The sequence below is a fragment of the Nocardiopsis sp. NPDC050513 genome, assembly GCF_044457925.1.
Classification (GTDB): Bacteria; Actinomycetota; Actinomycetes; order Streptosporangiales; family Streptosporangiaceae; genus Nocardiopsis.
In genome coordinates, this window is the sequence record NZ_JBITHK010000002.1 from 538,576 (window position 1) to 558,715 (window position 20,140).

Here is a 20,140-nt window from a genome sequence, read left to right on the forward strand (position 1 = left end):
TTCTCGTGATCCCTGTCGAACCGCTACGGGTCGCCGTGCTCAGTTCTGGATGACTTCGCGCAGTTGCGATCGCAGCTGGGGGGTGAGCACGTGCGCGACGTTCTCCACGAGCTTGGTCATCTGGAACCCGATGAGCTTGAGTTCGCTGCCCGGGGAGGTGAGGACGGCCATGCACGAGCCGTCGCTGATGGCCATGATGAACAGGTGGCCCTTGTTGAACCGGACGAGGAGCTGCTCGCACTCACCGCGCTGGAAGAGCGACGCGCCGCCGACGGCCAGACTGTGCAGACCGCTGGCGATCGCCGCGAGCTGTTCGGCGTGTTCCTCGGGGAAGTCGGCGGAGTGGGTCAGCACGAGACCGTCGGACGAGACGACCACGGCGTGCTCGACTCCGCGGACGTCCCGGACGAACCGGTCGATGAGCCAGGAGAAGTTCTCAACGCTTTCGTTCACGTGTTCGGTCATCGCTCTACCTGCCTGGGCCGAGGGTCGTTACGGGGGTTCGGGGGGTGCGTGTCGGCACCCGGGGGACGTGTCGGGGAGAGAGGGGGATCACGTGGCCTCTCCGTCCGACGTGTCCTCGAGGGCTTCCCGTTCACCCTCGAGGAAGTCTCCGAGCTCGTCGCGGATCTGCTCGGCCCGCGCCTCTCCCGTCAGCCTGGGCGGGGCGTCGGTCGGCGGCTCGGCCTTCGCGACGTGGTCCGGGGGAGGCATCATCCGCAGGGGTGAGCCGTGCGGCGTGGCGCTGCGGCGGGGCAGTCCCGCGGAGGTGACGGCGGAGTTGCCGCCGCCGAGGGGCTTGTGGGCGGAGCCGCCGTTCACGCCGTTGGTACCGGTCACGGGCGGGGTGGCCATGGGGGTCCTGGGAGCCGCCACCGGCGGCACCGGCGGCACTGTCGAGGTGCGGGCCTGGCCCGGGATCGGGGGCGTGGCCACGCGCAGGAGGTCGTTGGGGATGATCGCGTAGGCGTTGACGCCCCGGAAGGAACGCGACTCCAGGCGGGCCTCCAGACCGTGCCTGCGCGCGATCCGGCTGGCGACGTACAGGCCCATGTGCCGGGGGACCTCCTCGTCGAGGACGGGCGCGCCGGCGAGCCTGCGGTTGAGGTCCGCGAGCTGGGACTCGGGGATGCCCACGCCCTCGTCCTCGACCACGATCATGAGCCGGCCGTCGTCGAGCTCCCGGGCGCTGACCACGACCTGGGAGTGCTCGGGCGAGTTGGCGGTGGCGTTGTCCAGCAGCTCGGCCAACAGGTGGCTGATGTCGTCGGCGGCCATACCGGTGATGGACGTCTGCGGGAGCTTGCCGAGGCGGACCCTCGGGTAGTCCTTGATCTCGGAGGTCGCGGCACGGGCGACGTCCAGCAGCGGCACGATCTCGTCGTGGGCGTCGGACTCGCCGCCGTCGTGGCCGGTCAGCACCAGGAAGTTCTCCCCGTTGCGTCGCATACGGGTCGCGAGGTTGTCGATCTGGAAGAGCTTGTCGAGCAGGTCGGGGTCCTGGGCGTCGGTCTCCAGTTCCTCGACCGTCTCCAGCAGGGTGTCGACCAGCGACAGGTCGCGCATGGCCAGACCGGCGAGCGCCTCGTTGAGCAGGCCCTCGCGGTCCGAGGAACCGACCGGCTCCTCCGGGTCGTCGGAGGTGTCCGCGGCCGTCGTGGACTCGGGAGCCTCCTCCGCGGCCGGAGCGTCCTCCGCGGCGGCCTCCAGGGGGTCGGGGTCCGCCGCTTCGGGGACGTCCGCGGGCTGGTCCCCGTCCTCGTCCCCGTCCGGGACGGGGAGGCGCGTGGCGCGGTCCACGGTGTCGGGCCGTTCGGCGTACGTGGCCGGCTCGGCGGTGATCACCTGCGGCGCCTGGCCCGAGGTGAGCACGATGACGTGCTGGACGGGCTGGCCGTAGGCCGGGAAGTGTCCGGGAACGACCATCGGCTGCCCCGGGTACACGTAACCGGGCGGCTGGTAGGGCGCCGGGTAGGCGACCACCGGCGGCGCGTAGGCGTACGCCTGGTACCCGGGCTCGGCCGGGTAGCCGTACGCTCCGTGGACGGCGATCTGGTGCCCGGGGCGCGGCTGGGAACCCTGTTCGTAGCTCTGGGGTGCGTGCTGTCCCGGGTACCCGGCGTACGCCTGGGGAACGAGTTGGCCCTGGTACGGCGTGTGTCCGAGGGCGGCCGGGGGTCCCACGTGGCCCGGGTTCGTCTGGGGGACGGGGTGGCCGTGTCGCGCGTCGGCGGCGGACTGGCCCGGCACCTGCGCCTCGGAGCCCTGGACCGCCCACGGCCCCGGGTGCGGTGCGAGCCCGAAGGCGTCACGGGACGCCGTGTGCCCGGGGTGGGCGGAGTGTCCCTGGGGACCGGGGTGGGCGAGGTACGCCGCGCTTCCGTACCCGGACGGGTACCCGGGGTGCCCCTGCGCTCCGAGGTGCGCCGCGGAACCCTGATCCGCCAGCTGCGCGGGATTCCCCTGGTACCCGACGTGGCCGTGGTCGGCGGCGGGCCACTGATCGGCCTGGGCTCCGGCGTGGGCGGTCCGGCCCTGGTACCCCGGGTGCACCGGGGCGCCGTGAACCGGTGGGTGAACGGGGTTTCCCTGCTGCGCCGGTACCGCCTGCCCGGTCGCGTACCCGAGGTGCGCCGCGGAACCCTGATCCGCCAGCTGCTCAGGATTCACCTGGTACGCCGGGGCCCCCTGCGCGGTCTGGTGGCCGGGGTGGCCACCGTGGGCTGGGGAGTCCTGTTCCGCCCGGACCCCCTGGCCCAGGTCTCTTCCGGTGTGGGGCCGCGACGGGGCCTCCCGGCCCGGGGAGGCCGGGTCCGGGGGCACGTCCCCGTGCGGCGCGGGCGCCGGAACGCCCCCGCCCGAGGCCTGGGCTCCCTCGGTCGCGGCGGGCGCCTGGTGCGCGCCCTCCCGCACTCCGGCTGGGTCGGGCACCGCCCCCGCCGACGGGCCGGGAACCTCGGCCTCGGGCAGGACGGCCTGTTGGCCTGTGGTCGGATCCGGGGTTCGGGATCGCGCTGTCCCGTACGGGTTCGGCTGGTCGTCCATGCGCGAACCTCCCTCCAGGGGGTCGGCCCCGTGCTGCCCGGTCGCTGGCGCCTGCCGGTCCGGTGCGCCCGAGGGGTCGGGGGTCGCGGATGCGGTCTGGCCGGTCTCACCGGTGCGCGGGGGGTGGTCGGCACGCGTGTCGTCGGACCCTTGGCGGGGGGTCCGGTGGGCGGGGGACTCCGAGGTGTGCCGTGATGGGTGGGTGTCGCGTTCTGCGTCGGTCGCGGAACGCGCCGGGGCGGTCGGTTCTCGCCGCTCCTCGGCGGCGGAGTCCGGCGCCCCGGGCTCGGAGCCGGGGGCGGGGCGCGGCGTGGCGCCCGCGGTGGAATCGTTCATGAGAGGGGAGTTCGGGGTCCTGGGCCGGCCGCGCGGGTCGGGCTCGTCGAGGCCCACACCGCGCCACTGACCGACCGGGTGGGCGCCGGGATCGACGTCGTCGACCTCCAGGCGCCGGGTGGTGTACGGGTTCGGGACGCTCGTGCGCGTCGCGGGACGGTACCCCTTCTCCGCCGAGGCGGAGAACGGACCGACGGGCCGTTCGGACGGTTCGTCCCTGCCCCTGGAGGGGGAACCGGACGGGTCCGGGCCGCCCTCCCGGTCGGCAGGCCGCGAGTGCGGATGCACGGGCTGATGCACGGGATGTCCTCGCTCGGTCTCCGATGACGGGGGGTCCTGGGACTTGACCATCCGGGAGATGGCCCGGCGGAACCGTCCTCCTCGCCCATCCTCCGTCGACTTCATCTCGGCCAGGGGGTTGCCATCGCGCTCGTGCGGCGACGGGGCCTGTGCCACAGTCTCGTCTCCTCGCATCAGGTGGGCGGATCGGCGGTGGCCCCGCACCACCACCCTGACCAGGGAGGTGCCGCCTCGTGGACCGCGCCGGGACCCCGTGGCGACGGGTGTCCCGTACGCCGGGGGAACGCCGGAACGGGTCCCGCGGCGGATGGGGCACGCACGATCGGATACCCGGACAAGGAGAGTAACGCCCTATCCGGAGACAAGTATCCACGTCCGACACAATTCCTGTACATCCACCGAGAACCGTCGTTCGGATCGTCAGACTAACAAAGGCCCTGCCGCTTGGCAGGAGAATCCGAGAAGCACCCGAAAGGACCTCCGCGCACCCGCCGCGACGTGCGACAACGCGAACCAAGTCGGTTTATCCCATAAGTCTTGATTGTCCCAATTGTCACGCTCAAGACCTTCGCCACCGGCAATGATCCGTGTGCCCCAAGTCACACAACAAACCGTGGTCGCCTGACTCACATCCGGCACACACGGGTGGCGGGCGGGGCCGCGCGGCCCCGCCCGCCACCGGCCTCCGACGGCGCCCGGGTCACCCCGAGCCGGGAGTCAGGTCGCCCTTGATCAGCGCGAGCATGATGTGGTTGTCCTGGTACATCTGGTTGGCGTCCATGGGCAGCTCGGCGCCGAACCCCCTGACCCGTTCGCCCTCCAATGCCGGGGCCAGGTAGCGGAAGGTCCAGATCGGGATCCGCGGGAGGAGCTCGTTGAAGGCGGTGGCCATCGTCAGCAGCGTCTCGCGCTGGTCCTCCGACGAGTCGGCCTGCTTGGCCTCCTCGACGAGCGCGGCCAGGTCCAGCTCCCCCAGCGACGGGCTCTCCACGTCGAGGTCGAAGGACTGCCCCGGCGCGTCCTCGGTCCCGGCGTTCTCCAACAGGAAGTTCATCTGGAAGGCACCCCAGTAGTCGGGGATCTCGGGGTTCCCCCAGTGGCGCACCGCCACCTCGAAATCGCCCGCGCCCCAGATGCCCCACGGGTTGTCCGAGGGCACGTTGGTCGCCGTGGTCGGGATCCCGAAGCTGTTCCAGGCCTCCTCGACCTGCGCGGCGGTCAGCTCGAAGTCACTCCAACCGGAGACACCGATCACCTCGAATCCGGCCTCCTCACCGCCCGGCAGCCGCCAGGTCCCGCCCTCCAGGGTCCATCCGGCCTCCTCCAGCAGCTCGGTGGCGCGGTCGGGGTCGTACCCGTAGTGGGTGAACCGCCCCAGTTCCTCCTCGGTGAAGATCTCCTCCGCCTGGACGTCGACCAGCCCCGCGTAGTACTGGACACCGCTGTAGGCCTCCCCGCGCGCCACCCTGCCGATCGTGTCGGAGTCGAGGATGTGCGCCAGCGCCTGCCGCACGCGGACGTCCCGGAGCTCGGGCTTGGCCGCGTAGTTGAACATCAGCCCGCAGCCGTCGTAGCCGGTGTGCTCCACCCAGCGGAACCCGTCCACGCTCTGGAAGGCCTGCTGGTCGGCGGCGGAGGGGGCCAGCGAGGAGTAGTCGATCTCGCCCTGCTGGAACAGCAGCGCCGCCTGGCGGTTGTCCCCCCGGTGGATGACCACCTCGTCGAAACCGACCTCCGCGCCCCGGAAGCCGTTCTCGTTGCGTACCAGCGTGATGCGGGCGTCCGACATCTGGGCCCGGTCGAACATGTACGGCCCGCTGCACACGATCTCGTCCGGGTCGAACTCGATGAACTCGGCGTTGAACTCGGCGTGCGCGTCGTCGCCCTGGCGGACTCCGGAGTTGACCAGCTCGACCGCGCGCGGACCGAAGTCGGCGTAGGTCGCCTTGCTCACGAACCGGCGCTTGAGGATGCTCCGCTCGATGTTGACGAAGGGGTCGTCGAAGGCCAGCCGGACACTGCGGGAGTCGAGCTGTTCGAGCTCGGTGACCTGGGGGAAGCCGACGGACCACGGAGGCGTCTCCAGGATCGCCATCGCGTAGGTCTGGATCACGTCCTCGGCGTCGAGGTCGTTGCCGTCGCTCCACCGGAGCCCGGGGCGCAGCGACACGATGAGGTCGTCCCCGTCCCACTCCGAGCCCTCCAGCAGGAGGTACTCCCACGTGTGCTCACGCCAGTCGTACATGGCGCCGGTGGTGAGGAACAGGTCCTCGTAGACGGAGTTGAGCAGGAGCGCGCCGTCCTCGACCGCCATGTTGCGGGTGTTGGAGTCCAGGTCGTAGTCGTAGACCCCGGTGAACTGGGTGGCGCCCGACGCCTCGCCGCCTCCGGAACAGGCGGTCAGGGCGCCGGCGCCCGCCGCTCCGGCCGCGCCGAACCCGACCGCCTTGAGCAGTCGGCGGCGGCTGAGGTCTCGCATGGGGGTCTCCCGTGAGGGGGTGGGGCTCATTCGTGTCGCTTCCTTTCCAGTAGGACGGCGAGCAGACCGAGGGCGACGACGAGCAGACCGACACCGACGGTGACGACGCTGATCACGAACTCGGCCGTGCCGGGGGGGTTGAGGAAGGCCGTGAGGGTGCTGGCCAGGGCGAGGAAGGCGCCGACGGCCAGGCCGGGGCGGCCGATGGACGGCACCCGCTCACCCCCTCGTGACGACGTGGCAGGACAGCAGCCGGCCCTCGTGGCGGACCAGCGGCGGGCGGGCGGAGTCGCAGCCGCCCGCCTCGTGGAGCGGGCAACGCGGATGGAAGTCGCAGCCGGGCGGCGGATCGGTCAGGTCGGGGACGTCGGCCGACCGCAGTCCGAACCGCTCCCTGCCGTGGGCCAGATCGGGGTCGGGCTCGCACACCGCCGAGATCAGCGCCCGGGTGTAGGGGTGGCGCGGATCGTCGACGACGCGCGGAGCGGGCCCGTGCTCGACGACCCTGCCCAGGTACATGACGGCGATCTCGCCCTCCCAGGCGAAGTACTTGGCCACGGCCAGGTCGTGGGTGATGAACAGGAAGCCCACCCCGAGTTCGTCCCGGAGCCGCCCGAGGGTGGTGAGCAGGCTGACCCGGATCGACACGTCCAGCATCGACGTGGACTCGTCGGCGATGACCACCTCCGGCCCCATCGCCAGGGCGCGGGCGACGGCGACGCGCTGCCGCTGCCCGCCGGACAACTGGTGCGGGTACGTGTCCAGGTAGTCCTCGGCCGGGGAGAGGTCGACCCGTTCCAGCAGTGCGGCGGCGGCCGCGCGGGCCTCTCCCCGGCCGCGGACCATCCGGTGCCGGCGGAGTCCCGCCGTGACCGTCGACCAGACCGTGCGCACCGGGTTGAGCGAGGCGTAGGGGTCCTGGTGGATGTACTGGACGGAGCGGCGGAACGCGGCGCGTTCCTCCCCGTCCATCTCCGCGACGTCGCGTCCCCGGAAGAGCACGGACCCCCCGGAGGGAGCGGTCAGCCCGGCGGCGGCCCGGGCGGTGGTGGTCTTGCCGCAGCCCGACTCACCGACCAGGCACACCACCGACCCGGGGCGCACGTCCAGGTCGACGCCGGACACGGCGCTGATCCGGCCCCGGGGGGTGTCGAACTCCTGCCGCACGCCGCGCAGGCTCAGGAGGGGAGGGGCGGTCCCCTGGGCGGCGGTGGGCGACGAAGAGGGAGGAACAGCGCCGAAGGCATCCCTTGAGGGTGTCCCGCTCTGCCGCGAAGCGGCCTCTCGGGCGGTGGTGGGCGACGGGTGGGAAAGGTCAGTCACGGACGACCCCCTCGGCGTACAGTGCGGTGTCGGTCGAGCGCAGGCAGGCCGCGGTGTGGCTGCGTCCCCGGTCGCGTTCCTGGAGCAGCTCCGGTTCGGGGAGCTCCCGGGAGCACCGGTCGAGCGCGTGGGCGCAGCGGGGCGCGAACGCGCACCCGGGCGGCAGGGCGGCCAGGCTGGGCGGGCCGCCGGGCAGGGAGCGCGGGACGGTGCGGGCGCCCGAGACGGGGGGCACGGAGTCGATCAGCCCCGCGGTGTAGGGGTGGCGCGGCCGGTGGAAGATGTCGCGCGTCGTCCCGGACTCGATCAGCCGCCCGGCGTACATGGTCGCGACGCGGTCGGAGAGCTCCGCGGCCAGTCCGAGGTCGTGGGTGATGAAGACCATCGCGAAGCCCAGCCGCTCCCGCAGCTCCGTCAGGCGCTCGACGATGGCGCGCTGGGTGAGCACGTCCAGCGCCGTGGTGGGTTCGTCGAGGATGAGCAGCTGCGGCTCCAGGGCCAGCGCCAGCGCGATGAGCGCGCGCTGGCGCATGCCGCCCGAGAGTTCGTGCGGGTGGGAGCGCAGGACGCGGGCGGGGTCGAGCTGGAGCATGTCCAGGAGTCCGGCGGAGCGCTCCAGGATCCGCGCCCGGGGCCTCCGGCCGCGCCCGTGCTCGTGGGCGCGGAAGGTGTCGGTGAAGTGGTCCTCGATCCGCAGGACGGGGTTGAAGGCGTTCATCGCGCCCTGGAAGACCATCGCGGCCTCGTCCCAGCGGAACCGGCGCAGGTCCTCCCTGCCGAGGGAGCGGACGTCCACGCGCTCGCCGTCCTTGCGGCGGAAGAGGATCCGCCCGGCGCGGACCCGCCCGGCGCGCGGGAGCAGGCGCAGGAGCCCGAGGCCGAGGGTGGTCTTGCCGCAGCCCGACTCCCCCACCAGGGCCAGGGACTGCCCGGGGTACAGGTCGAAGGAAACGTCGCGGACGATCGTGGTCGCGGTCCGCCTGCCGGTGCGGTAGCCGATGTCGACTCCGCTGACGGACAGCAGGGGCCCGGCCGGGTCGGCGCGGTGGTCGTTCACAGGGGTCACCTGTCCCGGAGTCGTGGGTTGAGCGCCTGCTCCAGGGACCGGGTCATGGTGACCAGGCCGATCTGGAAGAGCGTGATCATCACCATCGGCGCGACGAGGAAGGGCATGGCGGTGGGCAGCAGGAAGGCGTTGTTGTTCCAGGCCTGCTGGATCATCAGGCCCCAGTTGTCGGCGGTGCTGGGAAGCAGGCCGAGCAGGTACATGCCTACGACCGCGTAGATCGCGTTGGTGATCGCGATGATGAAGTTGACGAAGATGTAGCCCGCCATGTTGGGCACGACCTCGACGAAGAGGATGCGGGCGGTCCCCAGGTCCTGGAGGCGGGCCGCCTCGACGAACTCGCGTTCGCGCAGGGTGAGCACCTGGGCGCGGATGGAGCGCATGAGGTGGGGCCAGGTGACCAGTCCGATGATGAGCGCGACGACGGCCGGCGAGGCGGTGCGGTAGAAGGACGCGATGACCAGCATGAGCACGATGAACGGGATGGTCATCGTGATGTCGGTGAGTTGGAGCAGGGCGTGGTCGACCCGGCCGCGTACGTACCCGGCGGTCCCGCCGAGGACGACGGCGACGGCCACGGTGATGACGGCGGCGAGGACGCCGACCCAGATCGGTTCGCGTCCGCCCAGCACGAGTTGGACGAAGGTGTCCTTGCCCTCGTGGTTGGTGCCGAGCCAGTGCTCGGCGGTCATCGGCCCCCAGATGAGGGTGATGTCCGTGGGGTTGTCCGTGTCGACGACCAGCGGTCCGACGAAGGAGAACAGCAGGACGCCGACGACGAGGCAGAGGCCGACGAACCCGCTCGTGCTGTGGGTCAGGCCCCGCCAGATACTGCCCCAGACGCCGGCGGCCGGGTTCGGCGTGGTGACGGTGGTCATGGTCGTGGCCCTCCCGGGCGTGTGTCGCGGCGCACGCCCTAGTTCCGGATGCGCGGGTCGAGGCGGCTGTAGAGGAGGTCCGCGACGAGGTTGGCGAGGACCACGCACGAGGTGATGATGACCAGCAGCCCCTGGAGCAGCGGGTAGTCGCGGTAGTTCACGGCGTCCAGGAGGAGGCCGCCCACCCCCTTGTAGACCAGGACCTCCTCGACGAAGATCGCTCCGCCGACGAGGACGCCGAACGAGATCGCGATCTGGGCCACCAGCGGCAGGACGGCGTTGCGGCCGACATAGGCGGAGGCGATGCGGGTGTCCCGCAACCCGCGCGCCCGGGCGACGGTCACGTAGTCCTCGCCCAGGACCTCGGTGGTGGAGGCCTTCATGATGAGCATCCAGACGCCGACAACGGCCAGGACGTAGGTGAGGATCGGCAGCAGCGCGTGGAGGAGGGCGTCGCCGACGAACTCCGCGGTGAACCCCGGCTCGACCCCGGGGCTGAGCGTCCCGCGCAGGGTGATCGGGTCGAACCAGCCGAGGTACATGCCGCCCCCGGCGACGAGCACCATCGCGATGAGGTAGTTGGGGACGGCGCCGAGCACGGAGGCGGCGACGCTGAGCACGTGGTCCAGGAACCGGTTGCGCCAGTAGGCCATGACCATGCCCAGGACGAGACCCAGGACGATGGCGACGAGGGTTCCGGTCCCGATGCTGAACAGCGTCCAGGGCAGGTAGGCGGCGACGGCCTCCGTCACGGTGACGCCGGGCCGGTTGATGGTGTCGCCCAGGTCCAGGGTGACCAGGCCGACGAGGAAGTCCCACCACTGCTCGTACAGGGGCGCGTCCACGTCGTAGGCCAGGGAGTACGTGGCGATCGCCCGGGCCTCCTCCATGCTCATCCCGCCCTGGGTGAGCCGTCCGGCCATGACGTCGACCGGGTCGCCGGGCATGGCGCGTCCGAGGAAGAAGGTCACGTTGGCGACCACGAACACGACGGTCACGGCCTTGCGGACCTTGACGACGGCGTAGTGGCGCCAGATCCGGCGCCAGAGGGGGGCGCCTCCCGTCCGGGCGCGCGCGACCCCGGCGGGCGGCGACGGCGGCGGGGAGGCCGCGATGTCCGTGGTCACGGGGCTCCTTCGAGCGGTGGGTGGACCGTGCGGTGGAAACCGTCCATGAATTATTAGGAAAGTTTCCTAATAGAAGATCACCGTAATGGCCCGTGTGTGTCGCGCGCCACCCTTGTGACCAAACGGCGTCTTCCGCGCGACCCGATCAGGCCCACAAACAACCCCAGAAGTGGACGTTCGCCCATGAATCAGGCTGGCCGCATCCGGCCAACCCGCGAGCCCACAACGTTGGTCGGTGTCGCCCCGCGCCGTCCGCTTCGTACGGTGGCGGCTCCGACGCCATCCACCCGAGCACCCCCACGGCTCGGACGGCATCTGGCGCGACGCGTTCACCCGGATGGCCCCGGCCGGCATGCGGCAGGCCATGACGGACGCCTACGCCCTGTCGGCCGTCCGCCGGTAGGACGCCCCCGGAGCGCGACGCGGCCCGCACCGGAGACCTCCGGTGCGGGCCGTGCGCGCGGACGCGGTCAGCGGCGGGCGCCCTCCAGGCTGCCGGTGGCCTGCTCACCGCTCATCTCGTAGATCAGGCAGAGGATCTCGCGGTCGTCCGCGTCGTTCCAGCCGCTCTCGGTCGGGAACAGCAGGGTGAAGTCCAGTTCGGACTCCATGTAGGGGATCCCGACGAAGGCGTCGAACTCCTCCCGGCACCGGTCGGTGGTCATGTCGATGACCTCCTCCCGCCCGGGGAACTCGTCACCCTCGAGGTCGCCGACGTAGTAGACCTCGTAGTCGTGCGGTTCGCCGCAGTCGATGACGGGCACCTCGGAGACCGCGTCGTCGGCCCCGTAGTCGTTGAGGCAGTCCCCCAGGCCGAGCGCGAAGACGTTCACGTCCGTGGGCCCCTCGGGCTCGGTGGGCTGCGGTTCGGGGGTCAGGGTGGGAGCGGGCTCGGGGCTGGGTGCGGGATCGGGGTCGATGGGCTCGGGCTCGACCGACCCGCCGTCGGTGAGGGCGGGCGGCAGCAGTGGGAGGGGGCCGCACGCCGACAGCGCCAGGGCTGCGCCGACGGTCAGGAGGCCCAGGGCGGTTCGGCCGGGGATCGGACGACGCGTCTCGGACACCACGGTGACTCCACGGGATCGTCGTTGTCGCACGGCGGTCGGCGACACTGGTGCAGACGCGCGCGAGGCACGGAACGTTCGGTATGTCACCGGATCGATAGGTTCCGGGGCGACTGCCCGCACACCGGGCACGGGAGCACCACCGGACACGGCGAGGGGCGGGGCCCGTGCCGGGCCCCGCCCCGGGGATCGCGCGTAGGCGTGCTCCTAGCGGTTGGCGCCCTCGAAGGTGCCGGTCACCAGCTCGCCGTTGAGCGTCTTGGCGTAGCAGATGACCTCGCGGTCACCGCTGGCCCAGGAACCGGAGGTCGGGACCAGGTAGCTGACGTAGATCTCCGACGTCGCGTACTCGACACCGATGAAGTCGGTGAAGATCTGCCCCTGGCAGGTCGACGTGGCCTCGGTCTGGACGGCGTCCTCACCGGGGAACGTGTCGCTCGCGATGTCGTACGCGTAGAAGATCTCCGAGTCGTGCTGCTCCTCGCAGGAGAGGATCGGGATCTCGGAGACGCCGCCGCTCATGAAGGCGGTGTTCATGTCCGCCTCGATGAAGCAGTCGCCGACGTTGAGGTCGAACACCCCGGTGTCCGTGGGGCCCTGGGCGGTGGTGTCCTCGCCCTCGGCCGGGGTCTCCAACTCCACCTCGGGAACCTCGGGCACCTCGACGGAACCGCCGCCCAGGATGTTGGCGATGGGGGCACAGGCGGACAGCGCCAGGGCGGCGCCGACGGCAATACCACCGAGAGCGGCTCGGCCGAGGATCGTGTGACGCTTTTCGGACAGCATCAATACTCCAGAAGATCGTGATTCACGTCCCGACCCCGTGCGGGTCGAGGGTGGGCGCACCTAGACAAGACGCGCTCGACTGGGGGTTGGTTTTGGCCGATCCTGAGTTTTTCGGACCGTATTCGTCCCGTGACAGGCAGTACGCGGCGACGATTGCGGGGCGGTCGGCCGGGTGGGGGTGACGGATCGGGTCCGGGGAACCGTCACGGGGGACGCGCGGGCCCTCGGCCTCGGGGACAGGGTACGGAGGGGGGCGCGACCCGGGGGCTAGCGGTTGGCGCCCTGGAGGGAGCCGGTGACCATCTCTTCGGTGAACACGTAGCAGACGATCTCGCGGTCGCTGAGCTGGTCCCAGGACTCCTGGGTCGGGGTCAGCGAGCCGGTGTAGATCTCCGAGTCCGGGTAGGCGACGCCGACGAAGTCGGTGAAGGCCTGCCCCTGGCAGGTCTCGTCGGCCTCGGCCCAGGCGGCCTCCTGACCGGGGTAGGCGTCACCCTCCATGTCGTACAGGTAGTAGATCTCGGAGTCGTGCGGCTCCGCGCAGTCGACCAGGGGGACGTCGGAGACCTCGGAGTCCGAGCCCGCGCCGAACATCTCGTCCTCGACGAAGCAGTCGCCGACGGCGAGTTCGAAGGCGTTGCCGCCGCCGAGCGCGGAGATCAGCGCGCCGCAGCCGCTGAGGCTGAGCACGGCGCCGGCGGCCGTCGCGGACACCAGGGCGGCACGGACAACGGGGGAGACGGATGGCATGAGGGTACTCCGGGGTCTTTTCAGGGATGGTCCCGCACAGAGGGGGTGGCGGGAATCGTAGAGTTCCCCACCGAGCATGGATATGTCAATCCGACTTAAAGAAAACAGCGAATTGCGAAACTATGACTACTCTTCGTGGTTATCACTGGTCACGGCGGAAGAAGATTCCATGCTCAGGGGTATGGCAACTCTAAACCACGGCTACGACAGAACCGGGCGCCAGGGCGTGGGAGGAACAGACACCCGGTCCCAGAAGGAATTCACCGCACGGAAAAGCCGGAAGCCGTTGTCCCGTGGGACTTCCGGCGTTCACCGCGCGGGCGCCCCGGGAAGCGCGGCAGCCGCGCCCGGGGACGGCGCCGAGTGCGGCGGTGGCGCGAATCACAACCCCCGACACCACAAAAGCCCTGGCCGACCGACCAGGGCTTTGTTCTGTGCGTCGTCAGGGACTCGAACCCCGGACCCGCTGATTAAGAGTCAGCTGCTCTGCCAACTGAGCTAACGACGCTCGTCGTCCCGCGGGCCCTCCCGGCCCGCCGTTCCGACGGAGCCAACTCTACCGGAACTCCACGGCGCCCCGAACCACGTGCGGCCGTCTGTGCGCCACGCCACCAGGCCGAACGCGCGCGGCATCCGTGCGGCCCCGGAGCCGAGGAGAACCCGGACACGCGAACGGCCCCGGACCGGAGGCGTGCGCCTCCCGACCGGGGCCGTCCCGCTGTGCGTCATCAGGGACTCGAACCCCGGACCCGCTGATTAAGAGTCAGCTGCTCTGCCAACTGAGCTAATGACGCGCGCCGTTTCCCAGGGCGGCCGAACGGCCGTGCTCCCTGGCGACAACGACAACCTTAGCAGGACCTCGGAGCGGCCGCGAACCGGTTCTCCGGCCGCCCCGGCGAGGCCCGCGCCCGACGCGGGGTCGGTGGCGTCGCCGCGCGCCGCTGCGGGCGCCGTCCACCGGAGGAGCCCTAGTTCTAGGTCAGGGCGAGGAAGAGCGTGACGGCGACGGCGACGACGAGCACCACGCCGACACCGGCCAGGACGAGCGGGAGGATCGGGCGGCGCGCGGGCTCGTCCGTCACGGGGTTCTCATCGACGAAACGGCGGAAGTGCTGGGTGTTCCCCGCCGGGTCGAGGTTGGATTCGTTGTTCTGTGTCATGTGATCGACACTAGCGACTCGATTGCCCCGTGAGCACCCCTGGGAACCGATCCAGCCGAGATCACAACCACCACTTGGGTTTCTCACGCCACAAAGAGGCGCTCTTCTCCCCCCTGGTCGCCGAATCTCACCTGCGCGAAAGCCGGGCGTAAGGCCGCGGCCCGACACTCGTCTCCGGTGGGCCGGGTCCGGCCGGTACTTCCCCGCGGCCGAGGCGGCCCTCCTCGGGCCCGGCGCGCAACACCGCGGCCATCCGGGCCGTGGGCGTCGTCCCGCGTGCCGGGTCCACCTCCTCCACGATCCGCAGCAGGTCCGCCGCCGTCCTGTCCGGGTGGGTGTCCAACCACGCGACGGCCATGCGCAAGGGGAGCGGCAGGTACCCCGCCAGACCGGCGAGGCGCTCCAGCTCCGGGCGCGAACAGCGGGCGGGGTCGGTGAGGGAGTCCAGGAGCCCGACCGCCTCGTCCGGCTCCAGCGCCCCGACCGACAGCACCCTCAGCCCGTCGCGCACGAGCAGATCGGTCAACCAGAACCGGCTGGTGACGACCGCCGCGCAACCGGTGCCGCCGGGCAGCAGCGGACGCACCTGCCGCGCGGAGGCCGCGTTGTCGAGGACGAGCAGGACGCGTCGGCGGGCCGTGAGGGTGCGGGCCCGCGCGGCCGCCTCGTCCGCCCCCAGGCCGGGAGGGACCTCGCCGCCCCCGGGCAGGGAGCGCAGCAGGCGGCGCAGCACCTCGGCCGGTTCGCGCGGCCTGCCGTCCTCGCCGCGGAGGTTGACGTAGAGCTGTCCGTCCGGGAAGTGCGAGGCGGCGGTGTGCGCCCACCGCACGGCGAGGGCGCTGCCGCCCGCCCCGGCCGGTCCGCGCACGAGCACGCTGCCCGGGGCGAGGCCGCACGGGTCGACCATCCGGTCCAGTTCGGCCAGGGCCCGCTGCCGGCCCACGAGCGGCGTGACCGCGGCGGGCAGCTCGGCGGGAACGACCGCCGCGCCGGCCCGGTCGGCGGGCGGCTCGGCGCCCCGGTCCGGGCCCGCCGCACCGCGCCGCCCAGCGGGGGCCGGGCCCGCCGTGTCCGGGCCGGAGCGGGCACGGGGTCGGGGAACGCGCGGCACCGGGTCGAGGTCGCCGCGCAGGACGGCGTGGAAGGTCTCCCGGAGATCGCGGCCGGGCTCCACCCCCAGGCGTTCTGCCAGGACGGCGCGCGTGCGCGCGTACACGCGCAGCGCCTCGCTGGGGCGGCCGCTCCGGTAGAGGGCGACCATGTGGATCCGGGTGAGGGGTTCGCGCTCGGGGTGGGCGGCGGTGACTGAGGCGATCCGGCGCGCGACGTCCTCGGGGCGGCCGCGGTCCAGGGCGGCCCCGAACCCGTCCTCCGCGACACGCAGCAGCTCGTCGTGCAGGGGCACGACGTCGTGTTCGTGCAGGGCCGGGCTGGCGACGTCGCCCAGGACGGGGCCGCGCCACAGGGCCAACGCGTCGGTCAGCAGGTCGACGCGGGCGTCCGGGGCGTCGGCGGCGTCCGCGCGGCGCACCAGGGCGCGGAACGCGAGCAGGTCCGACTCGGACTCGGCGAGGTCGATCCGGTATCCGCCGTCGCCGCCCCGGATGAGCGGACGGCCGCAGTGCGCGTCGAGCAGGGCGCGGGCGCGGGCGACGTGGACTTGGAGGGCGCTGCGGTTGGCCGGGTCCGGAGACACCCCCCACACCCGTTCGACGAGGTCCTCGACGGACAGGGTGCGGCCCGCGCCGAGCAGGAGGGCCGCGAGGAGGGCGCGCCGTTTGCCGCCGCGCAACGGGAGGGCGGTCCCGTCGACCTCGACGCCGAACCGGCCGAGGACGGTGACCCGCAGCCCCCCGGGACGGTGCTCCTCCGGGGACGGGTCCGGAGATCGGATGTCGGCGGTCGTGGCGTGCCGGCCTACCGCCGGGTCGCGTGGCGGCACAGCACCATCCCCCCTGCCTGGCGGCGCCGACGTGAGCGGGTGGCCGTGGCGCCCCGCCCCCAGAGTGCCCGCTGAGCTGGGATTTCGCAATCGCCATCCCGGTACTTGCCGCCGGCGGGGTCCCTTGTCATCCTTGATTCTCCCGCTTTTTCCCTTCCTCGCGTTGACTCTGCACCACGACCGAAAGAAACTTTCCTCCATGGCGCAAATTCCGAAGCCCAACGGTGACCAGGTTGCTGGGGACACCGTCGCCTCCGCCGTTCCGACCACGGTCCTGCGCATCCGGTCGCTGATCCCCTCCCTGGCCCCGGCCGAGCGGCGGGTCGCCCAGCGGGTCGTGGACGATCCCGAACGGGCCGCGGCGTCGTCCATCACCCAGCTGGCCAAGGACTGCGCCACCTCCGAGGCCACCGTGATCCGGTTCTGCCGGACCATCGACTTCAGCGGCTACCGCGAGCTGCGCCTGGCCCTGGCCACGGAGGCCGGCCAGGCGCGCGGCGCCCGGTCCGCGGCCCCCGAACTGGCCAGCGACATCGACCCGGACGACACCCTGGTCACCGTGGTCCAGAAGATCGCCTACACCGACGCGCGCGCGGTGGAGGAGACCGGCGCCGCACTCGACGTCGACGCCCTGCGCACCGTCATCGACGCGATGGCCGCCGCCCGCCGGATCGACGTCTACGGGGTGGGGGCGAGCGCCTTCGTCGGCGCCGACCTCCAGCAGAAGCTGCACCGGATCGGGATGACGTCCTTCGCGTGGGCGGACGCGCACGTCATGCTGACCAGCGCCGCGCTGCTCGACGAGCGCGACGTGGCGATCGGCATCTCGCACAGCGGCACCACGATCGACACCGTGCAGGCGCTGGCCGAGGCGGGACGGCGCGGTGCGCGGACGGTGGCGATCACCAACTTCCCCCGCTCCGCCATCGGCTTCGCCGACCACGTGCTCACCACGGCGGCGCGCGAGACCACGTTCCGCTCGGGCGCGACGGCCAGCAGACTCGCGCAGTTGACGGTCGTGGACTGCCTCTTCGTGGGGCTCGCCCAGAGCCGGTACACCGAGAGCCGCACCGCCCTGGAGACCACCTTCGAGGCCGTGCGCGGCCTGCGCATCAACGACGACCGCAGACGCAGACGGGGCGGCGGGGCCCTCGACGACAAGGGCGCGGGCGACGACTGATCCGAGCCTCCCCGGCCGCCGCGGCGGCGCCGGGGCGACCTACCGACGGAAGGGAACGGCTGCCGGTGCGGACCGAACAGGAGAGCGCTGTGCACAGCGGTACGGACGACGGCTCCACGGGCGCGGGCCCCGCCGCCCGACCACCCGCGGGCGGTGACACCGTCATCGTCCGCGCCCCGACGGAGGCCCGCAACTCGGGGACGCACGACATCGATCTGCTTCCGTCGCTGGACGTCCTGCGGCAGATCAACGCGGAGGACATGACCGTCCCCTCGGCCGTGGCCGCCGTCCTGCCGGAGCTGGCGCGCGCCGTCGACCTGGGTGTGGCGGCCCTGGAGGCGGACGCGGCCATCCACTACTTCGGCGCCGGGACCTCGGGCCGTATCGCCGCCCAGGACGCGGCGGAGCTGCCGCCCACCTACGGCGTGCCCGCCGAGTGGGTGGTGGCGCACCACGCCGGAGGCGGCGAGGCCCTGGTCCGCGCGGTGGAGGGGATCGAGGACGACTGGGAGTCCGGCCGGATCGACGCCGCGGGGGTGGCCCCGGGGTCGCTCGCCGTGGGGCTGGCCGCGAGCGGCCGCACCCCGTACGTGGGCGGCGCGCTGGAGGCGGCCCGGGAGCGGGGGGCGTCCACGGTGCTGATCAGCGCCAACCCGGCCGCGCCCCTGGCCGGGGACGTGGACGTGCACGTGGGGGTGGACACCGGAGCCGAGGTGATCGCCGGGTCCACTCGGATGAAGGCGGGGACGGCGCAGAAGCTGGCGTTGAACGCGTTCTCCACGGCCGTCATGGTGCGGATGGGGCGGACCTACTCGAACCTGATGGTCGGCGTCGACGCGTCCAACAGCAAGCTGCGGGGACGCGTCGTCACCATCCTCACCCAGGCGACCGGGGTGACCGAGCGGCTGTGCGAGGAGGCGCTGACGGCGGCGGACGGCGACACGCGCGTGGCACTGGTGGCGCTGCTGGCCGAGGTCGATCCGGACCGGGCGGCGCGGGCGCTGTCCGCCGGGAGGGGCCGCGTCCGCGCCGCACTGGCCGAGCTGGGGACTCCCGGCCGGTCCGTGTGACCGTGCTTCCCCGGGCCCACGCGGCGCGTTCCCGGGCGCCGCGGCGGCGCCCGGCTAGCCGTCGAGGGCCTTGCCGATGAGGCCGAGCGGCGGCGATCCCAGGTCGAGCAGGGCCCGGTGGAACCGTGCGAGGGAGAACCCGTCGCCCCACCGGTCCCGGGCCCGCTCGCGCAGCGCGAGGATCTCCAGCTTGCCCCAGGTGTACCGGCCGTACGTGGGGTCGAAGGTGGCCCGGTTGGCCTCGGACAGGGCGGCCGGGCCCTGGAGCGGGGTGTCCGCCGAGAAACGGGCGGCCGCCCGCTCCACGGTCATCCCCCCGGTGTGCACGCCGATGGCGACGGACAGGCGGGTGACGCGGATCAGCGCCTCCAGCCACACGCCGATCTCGTAGTGCGTCGCGGTCCACTCCGGATCGCCCAGCCGTTCGGCCGCGTACGCGCCGAAACCCTCCTCCAGGCACATCTCCTCGGCGTAGTGCGCCCAGCCCTCCGCGAAGGTCATCGAGTGCAGGGCCCGGCGGACCGCGCTGGGCGCCCGGCGCAGGGCCCGGCCGTGGGAGTAGTGGCCGGGCGCCACCTCGTGGACGCTGACGGCGGGCAGGGTGGTGTGGCTGAACATCTCCAGCCACTCGGCCGCCTCCTCCTCCGACCACTCGGCGTCCGGCGGGGTGATGAAGTAGAAGGACGGGGTGTCCGCCTCCCACGGGCCCGACCAGGCCATCATGGCCGTGGCCCACCGTTGGGACGGCGGCGAGACGTCCACGCTGCACTCGCCGTCGCCGTACGGGGCCAGGCCGCGCTCGGCGGTGAAGTCCAGGGCGAGCCGGGTCCAGCGGCGCGCGGCGTCGAGGACGCCCTCGGCGTCCGGGTGCCGCCGGGTCAGCTCCCGGCTGACCTCCATCGGGTCGCGGCCGGGCGCCAGGCGGCCGGTGGCCTCGGCCAGCCGGTCGCGCAGGCGGTCGCGTTCGGCGTCGGCCCGGGCGGCCAGGGCGGCGAGGTCGACCGCGGCGGACTCGGGCACCCCCATGAGCCTGCTGAGGTCCTGCGCCCCGAGCGCGGCGCTCGCGGGCCCGGACTCGGCGGCCTCCTCGACGTGCGCGACCATCCGGGCGTGCGCCGCCAGGGCGGCGGTGCGCACGTCGTCCGGGACGGTCGCGGGCAGCCCCTCGGCGGCGCCCCTGACGGCGCCGAGGAGCGAACGGGCGACGGGCGCGGAGAGGCGGTCCAGGGCGGCGACCGCGTGGTCCACGACCTCGGGCCACCGTCTGAGGTGGTCCGCCCGGGCGCGGTCCCGTACCTCCCGGGGGGCGTAGGCACGGTCGTAGCAGGACACGTCCAGCTCGCCGAGGTGGTACAGGGGGTTGGCGCGGTGCAGTCGGAGCTCGCCCAGCTCCACGCGGAGGCCGTCCTCGAACGCGGACAGGTGGGCCTCGTCGTGGGGGTCGTCCAGGGGCTCGCCGCCGAGGGTGGACAGGCCCGCGCGGACGCCCTCCGGAGACAGGTCGGCGACGACGCCGTCGTACTCGTGCATTCCGGCGCCCTCGCGCATCCCGGCGGGGAGGAGGTCGGTCAGGGCGCGCAGGCGCGGCGTGAGTTCGTGTTCGTCTGGCATCCGGTGACTCTAGCCACCGTCCG

General features: G+C 72.4%; 17 protein-coding genes and 2 tRNA genes. 3 read left to right on the forward strand and 16 right to left on the reverse strand.

Annotated features, from left to right (window positions below; genetic code table 11):
• Window positions 1-39 precede the first annotated feature (39 nt).
• The 8 genes from ACIBFB_RS04900 to ACIBFB_RS04935 all read right to left on the reverse strand — a co-directional run bounded on the left by ACIBFB_RS04900 (window position 40) and on the right by ACIBFB_RS04935 (window position 10,554).
• Window positions 40-465 (reverse strand): roadblock/LC7 domain-containing protein, encoded by a 426-nt coding sequence (locus ACIBFB_RS04900; RefSeq protein WP_397226279.1) that lies wholly within the window; start codon window positions 463-465, stop codon window positions 40-42.
• An 87-nt stretch (window positions 466-552) separates the two neighbouring features.
• Window positions 553-3,681, reverse strand: coding sequence for an ATP-binding protein (locus ACIBFB_RS04905; protein WP_397226281.1), 3,129 nt, complete (start codon window positions 3,679-3,681; stop codon window positions 553-555).
• A 700-nt stretch (window positions 3,682-4,381) separates the two neighbouring features.
• On the reverse strand, window positions 4,382-6,190 hold the full coding sequence (locus ACIBFB_RS04910) for an ABC transporter substrate-binding protein (protein ID WP_397226283.1): 1,809 nt from the start codon (window positions 6,188-6,190) through the stop codon (window positions 4,382-4,384).
• Window positions 6,187-6,375 carry a hypothetical protein gene (locus ACIBFB_RS04915; protein WP_397226285.1) on the reverse strand — a complete coding sequence of 63 codons (189 nt, stop codon included), beginning with the start codon at window positions 6,373-6,375 and terminating at the stop codon, window positions 6,187-6,189. Before ACIBFB_RS04915 ends, ACIBFB_RS04910 begins: the two co-directional genes overlap by 4 nt.
• A 4-nt stretch (window positions 6,376-6,379) precedes the next feature.
• The gene (locus ACIBFB_RS04920) at window positions 6,380-7,342 is read right to left on the reverse strand and encodes an ABC transporter ATP-binding protein (protein WP_397226439.1); all 963 of its coding nucleotides are present in this window, start codon (window positions 7,340-7,342) and stop codon (window positions 6,380-6,382) included.
• 133 nt (window positions 7,343-7,475) lie between these two features.
• On the reverse strand, window positions 7,476-8,540 hold the full coding sequence (locus ACIBFB_RS04925) for an ABC transporter ATP-binding protein (RefSeq protein ID WP_397226287.1): 1,065 nt from the start codon (window positions 8,538-8,540) through the stop codon (window positions 7,476-7,478).
• Window positions 8,541-8,545: 5 nt separating this feature from the next.
• Window positions 8,546-9,427, reverse strand: coding sequence for an ABC transporter permease (locus tag ACIBFB_RS04930; protein WP_397226289.1), 882 nt, complete (start codon window positions 9,425-9,427; stop codon window positions 8,546-8,548).
• A 38-nt stretch (window positions 9,428-9,465) separates the two neighbouring features.
• On the reverse strand, window positions 9,466-10,554 hold the full coding sequence (locus tag ACIBFB_RS04935) for an ABC transporter permease (RefSeq protein WP_397226291.1): 1,089 nt from the start codon (window positions 10,552-10,554) through the stop codon (window positions 9,466-9,468).
• A gap of 235 nt (window positions 10,555-10,789) precedes the next feature.
• Between ACIBFB_RS04935 and ACIBFB_RS04940 the strand changes: the two genes are divergently transcribed.
• Window positions 10,790-10,957, forward strand: a complete 168-nt coding sequence (locus ACIBFB_RS04940; protein WP_397226293.1) for a hypothetical protein — start codon at window positions 10,790-10,792, stop codon at window positions 10,955-10,957.
• 67 nt (window positions 10,958-11,024) lie between these two features.
• Here the strand turns inward: ACIBFB_RS04940 and ACIBFB_RS04945 are convergent, their stop codons facing one another.
• The 7 genes from ACIBFB_RS04945 to ACIBFB_RS04975 all read right to left on the reverse strand — a co-directional run bounded on the left by ACIBFB_RS04945 (window position 11,025) and on the right by ACIBFB_RS04975 (window position 16,256).
• Complete coding sequence (locus tag ACIBFB_RS04945) at window positions 11,025-11,618, reverse strand: septum formation family protein (protein ID WP_397226295.1); 594 nt, start codon at window positions 11,616-11,618, stop codon at window positions 11,025-11,027.
• 207 nt (window positions 11,619-11,825) lie between these two features.
• Window positions 11,826-12,404 carry a septum formation family protein gene (locus tag ACIBFB_RS04950; RefSeq protein ID WP_397226297.1) on the reverse strand — a complete coding sequence of 193 codons (579 nt, stop codon included), beginning with the start codon at window positions 12,402-12,404 and terminating at the stop codon, window positions 11,826-11,828.
• A gap of 267 nt (window positions 12,405-12,671) precedes the next feature.
• Entirely contained in the window at window positions 12,672-13,154 is a 483-nt protein-coding gene (locus tag ACIBFB_RS04955) for a septum formation family protein (RefSeq protein WP_397226299.1), read from the reverse strand.
• Window positions 13,155-13,589: 435 nt separating this feature from the next.
• Window positions 13,590-13,662: transfer RNA gene (locus ACIBFB_RS04960), tRNA-Lys, on the reverse strand.
• Between the two features lie 213 nt (window positions 13,663-13,875).
• A tRNA-Lys gene (locus ACIBFB_RS04965) sits at window positions 13,876-13,948 on the reverse strand.
• A 180-nt stretch (window positions 13,949-14,128) separates the two neighbouring features.
• Window positions 14,129-14,314, reverse strand: coding sequence for a hypothetical protein (locus ACIBFB_RS04970; RefSeq protein WP_397226301.1), 186 nt, complete (start codon window positions 14,312-14,314; stop codon window positions 14,129-14,131).
• A 127-nt stretch (window positions 14,315-14,441) separates the two neighbouring features.
• The gene (locus ACIBFB_RS04975; protein WP_397226303.1) at window positions 14,442-16,256 is read right to left on the reverse strand and encodes a BTAD domain-containing putative transcriptional regulator; all 1,815 of its coding nucleotides are present in this window, start codon (window positions 16,254-16,256) and stop codon (window positions 14,442-14,444) included.
• Between the two features lie 199 nt (window positions 16,257-16,455).
• Between ACIBFB_RS04975 and ACIBFB_RS04980 the strand changes: the two genes are divergently transcribed.
• Complete coding sequence (locus tag ACIBFB_RS04980; protein WP_397226305.1) at window positions 16,456-17,436, forward strand: MurR/RpiR family transcriptional regulator; 981 nt, start codon at window positions 16,456-16,458, stop codon at window positions 17,434-17,436.
• A gap of 89 nt (window positions 17,437-17,525) precedes the next feature.
• Entirely contained in the window at window positions 17,526-18,506 is a 981-nt protein-coding gene (locus ACIBFB_RS04985; RefSeq protein WP_397226308.1) for an N-acetylmuramic acid 6-phosphate etherase, read from the forward strand.
• A gap of 54 nt (window positions 18,507-18,560) precedes the next feature.
• Here ACIBFB_RS04985 and ACIBFB_RS04990 read toward each other — a convergent pair whose 3' ends face one another.
• Window positions 18,561-20,117 carry a DUF885 family protein gene (locus ACIBFB_RS04990; protein WP_397226310.1) on the reverse strand — a complete coding sequence of 519 codons (1,557 nt, stop codon included), beginning with the start codon at window positions 20,115-20,117 and terminating at the stop codon, window positions 18,561-18,563.
• Window positions 20,118-20,140 lie beyond the last annotated feature (23 nt).

What these genes read in the sequence shown, in the direction of transcription:
- ACIBFB_RS04900 (WP_397226279.1), bottom strand. Translation starts at nt 465, where the DNA reads ATGACCGAACACGTGAACGAAAGCGTTGAGAACTTCTCCTGGCTCATC.
- ACIBFB_RS04910 (WP_397226283.1), bottom strand. Translation starts at nt 6,190, where the DNA reads ATGAGCCCCACCCCCTCACGGGAGACCCCCATGCGAGACCTCAGCCGC.
- ACIBFB_RS04930 (WP_397226289.1), bottom strand. Translation starts at nt 9,427, where the DNA reads ATGACCACCGTCACCACGCCGAACCCGGCCGCCGGCGTCTGGGGCAGT.
- ACIBFB_RS04950 (WP_397226297.1), bottom strand. Translation starts at nt 12,404, where the DNA reads ATGCTGTCCGAAAAGCGTCACACGATCCTCGGCCGAGCCGCTCTCGGT.
- ACIBFB_RS04955 (WP_397226299.1), bottom strand. Translation starts at nt 13,154, where the DNA reads ATGCCATCCGTCTCCCCCGTTGTCCGTGCCGCCCTGGTGTCCGCGACG.
- ACIBFB_RS04970 (WP_397226301.1), bottom strand. Translation starts at nt 14,314, where the DNA reads ATGACACAGAACAACGAATCCAACCTCGACCCGGCGGGGAACACCCAG.
- ACIBFB_RS04980 (WP_397226305.1), top strand. Translation starts at nt 16,456, where the DNA reads ATGGCGCAAATTCCGAAGCCCAACGGTGACCAGGTTGCTGGGGACACC.
- ACIBFB_RS04990 (WP_397226310.1), bottom strand. Translation starts at nt 20,117, where the DNA reads ATGCCAGACGAACACGAACTCACGCCGCGCCTGCGCGCCCTGACCGAC.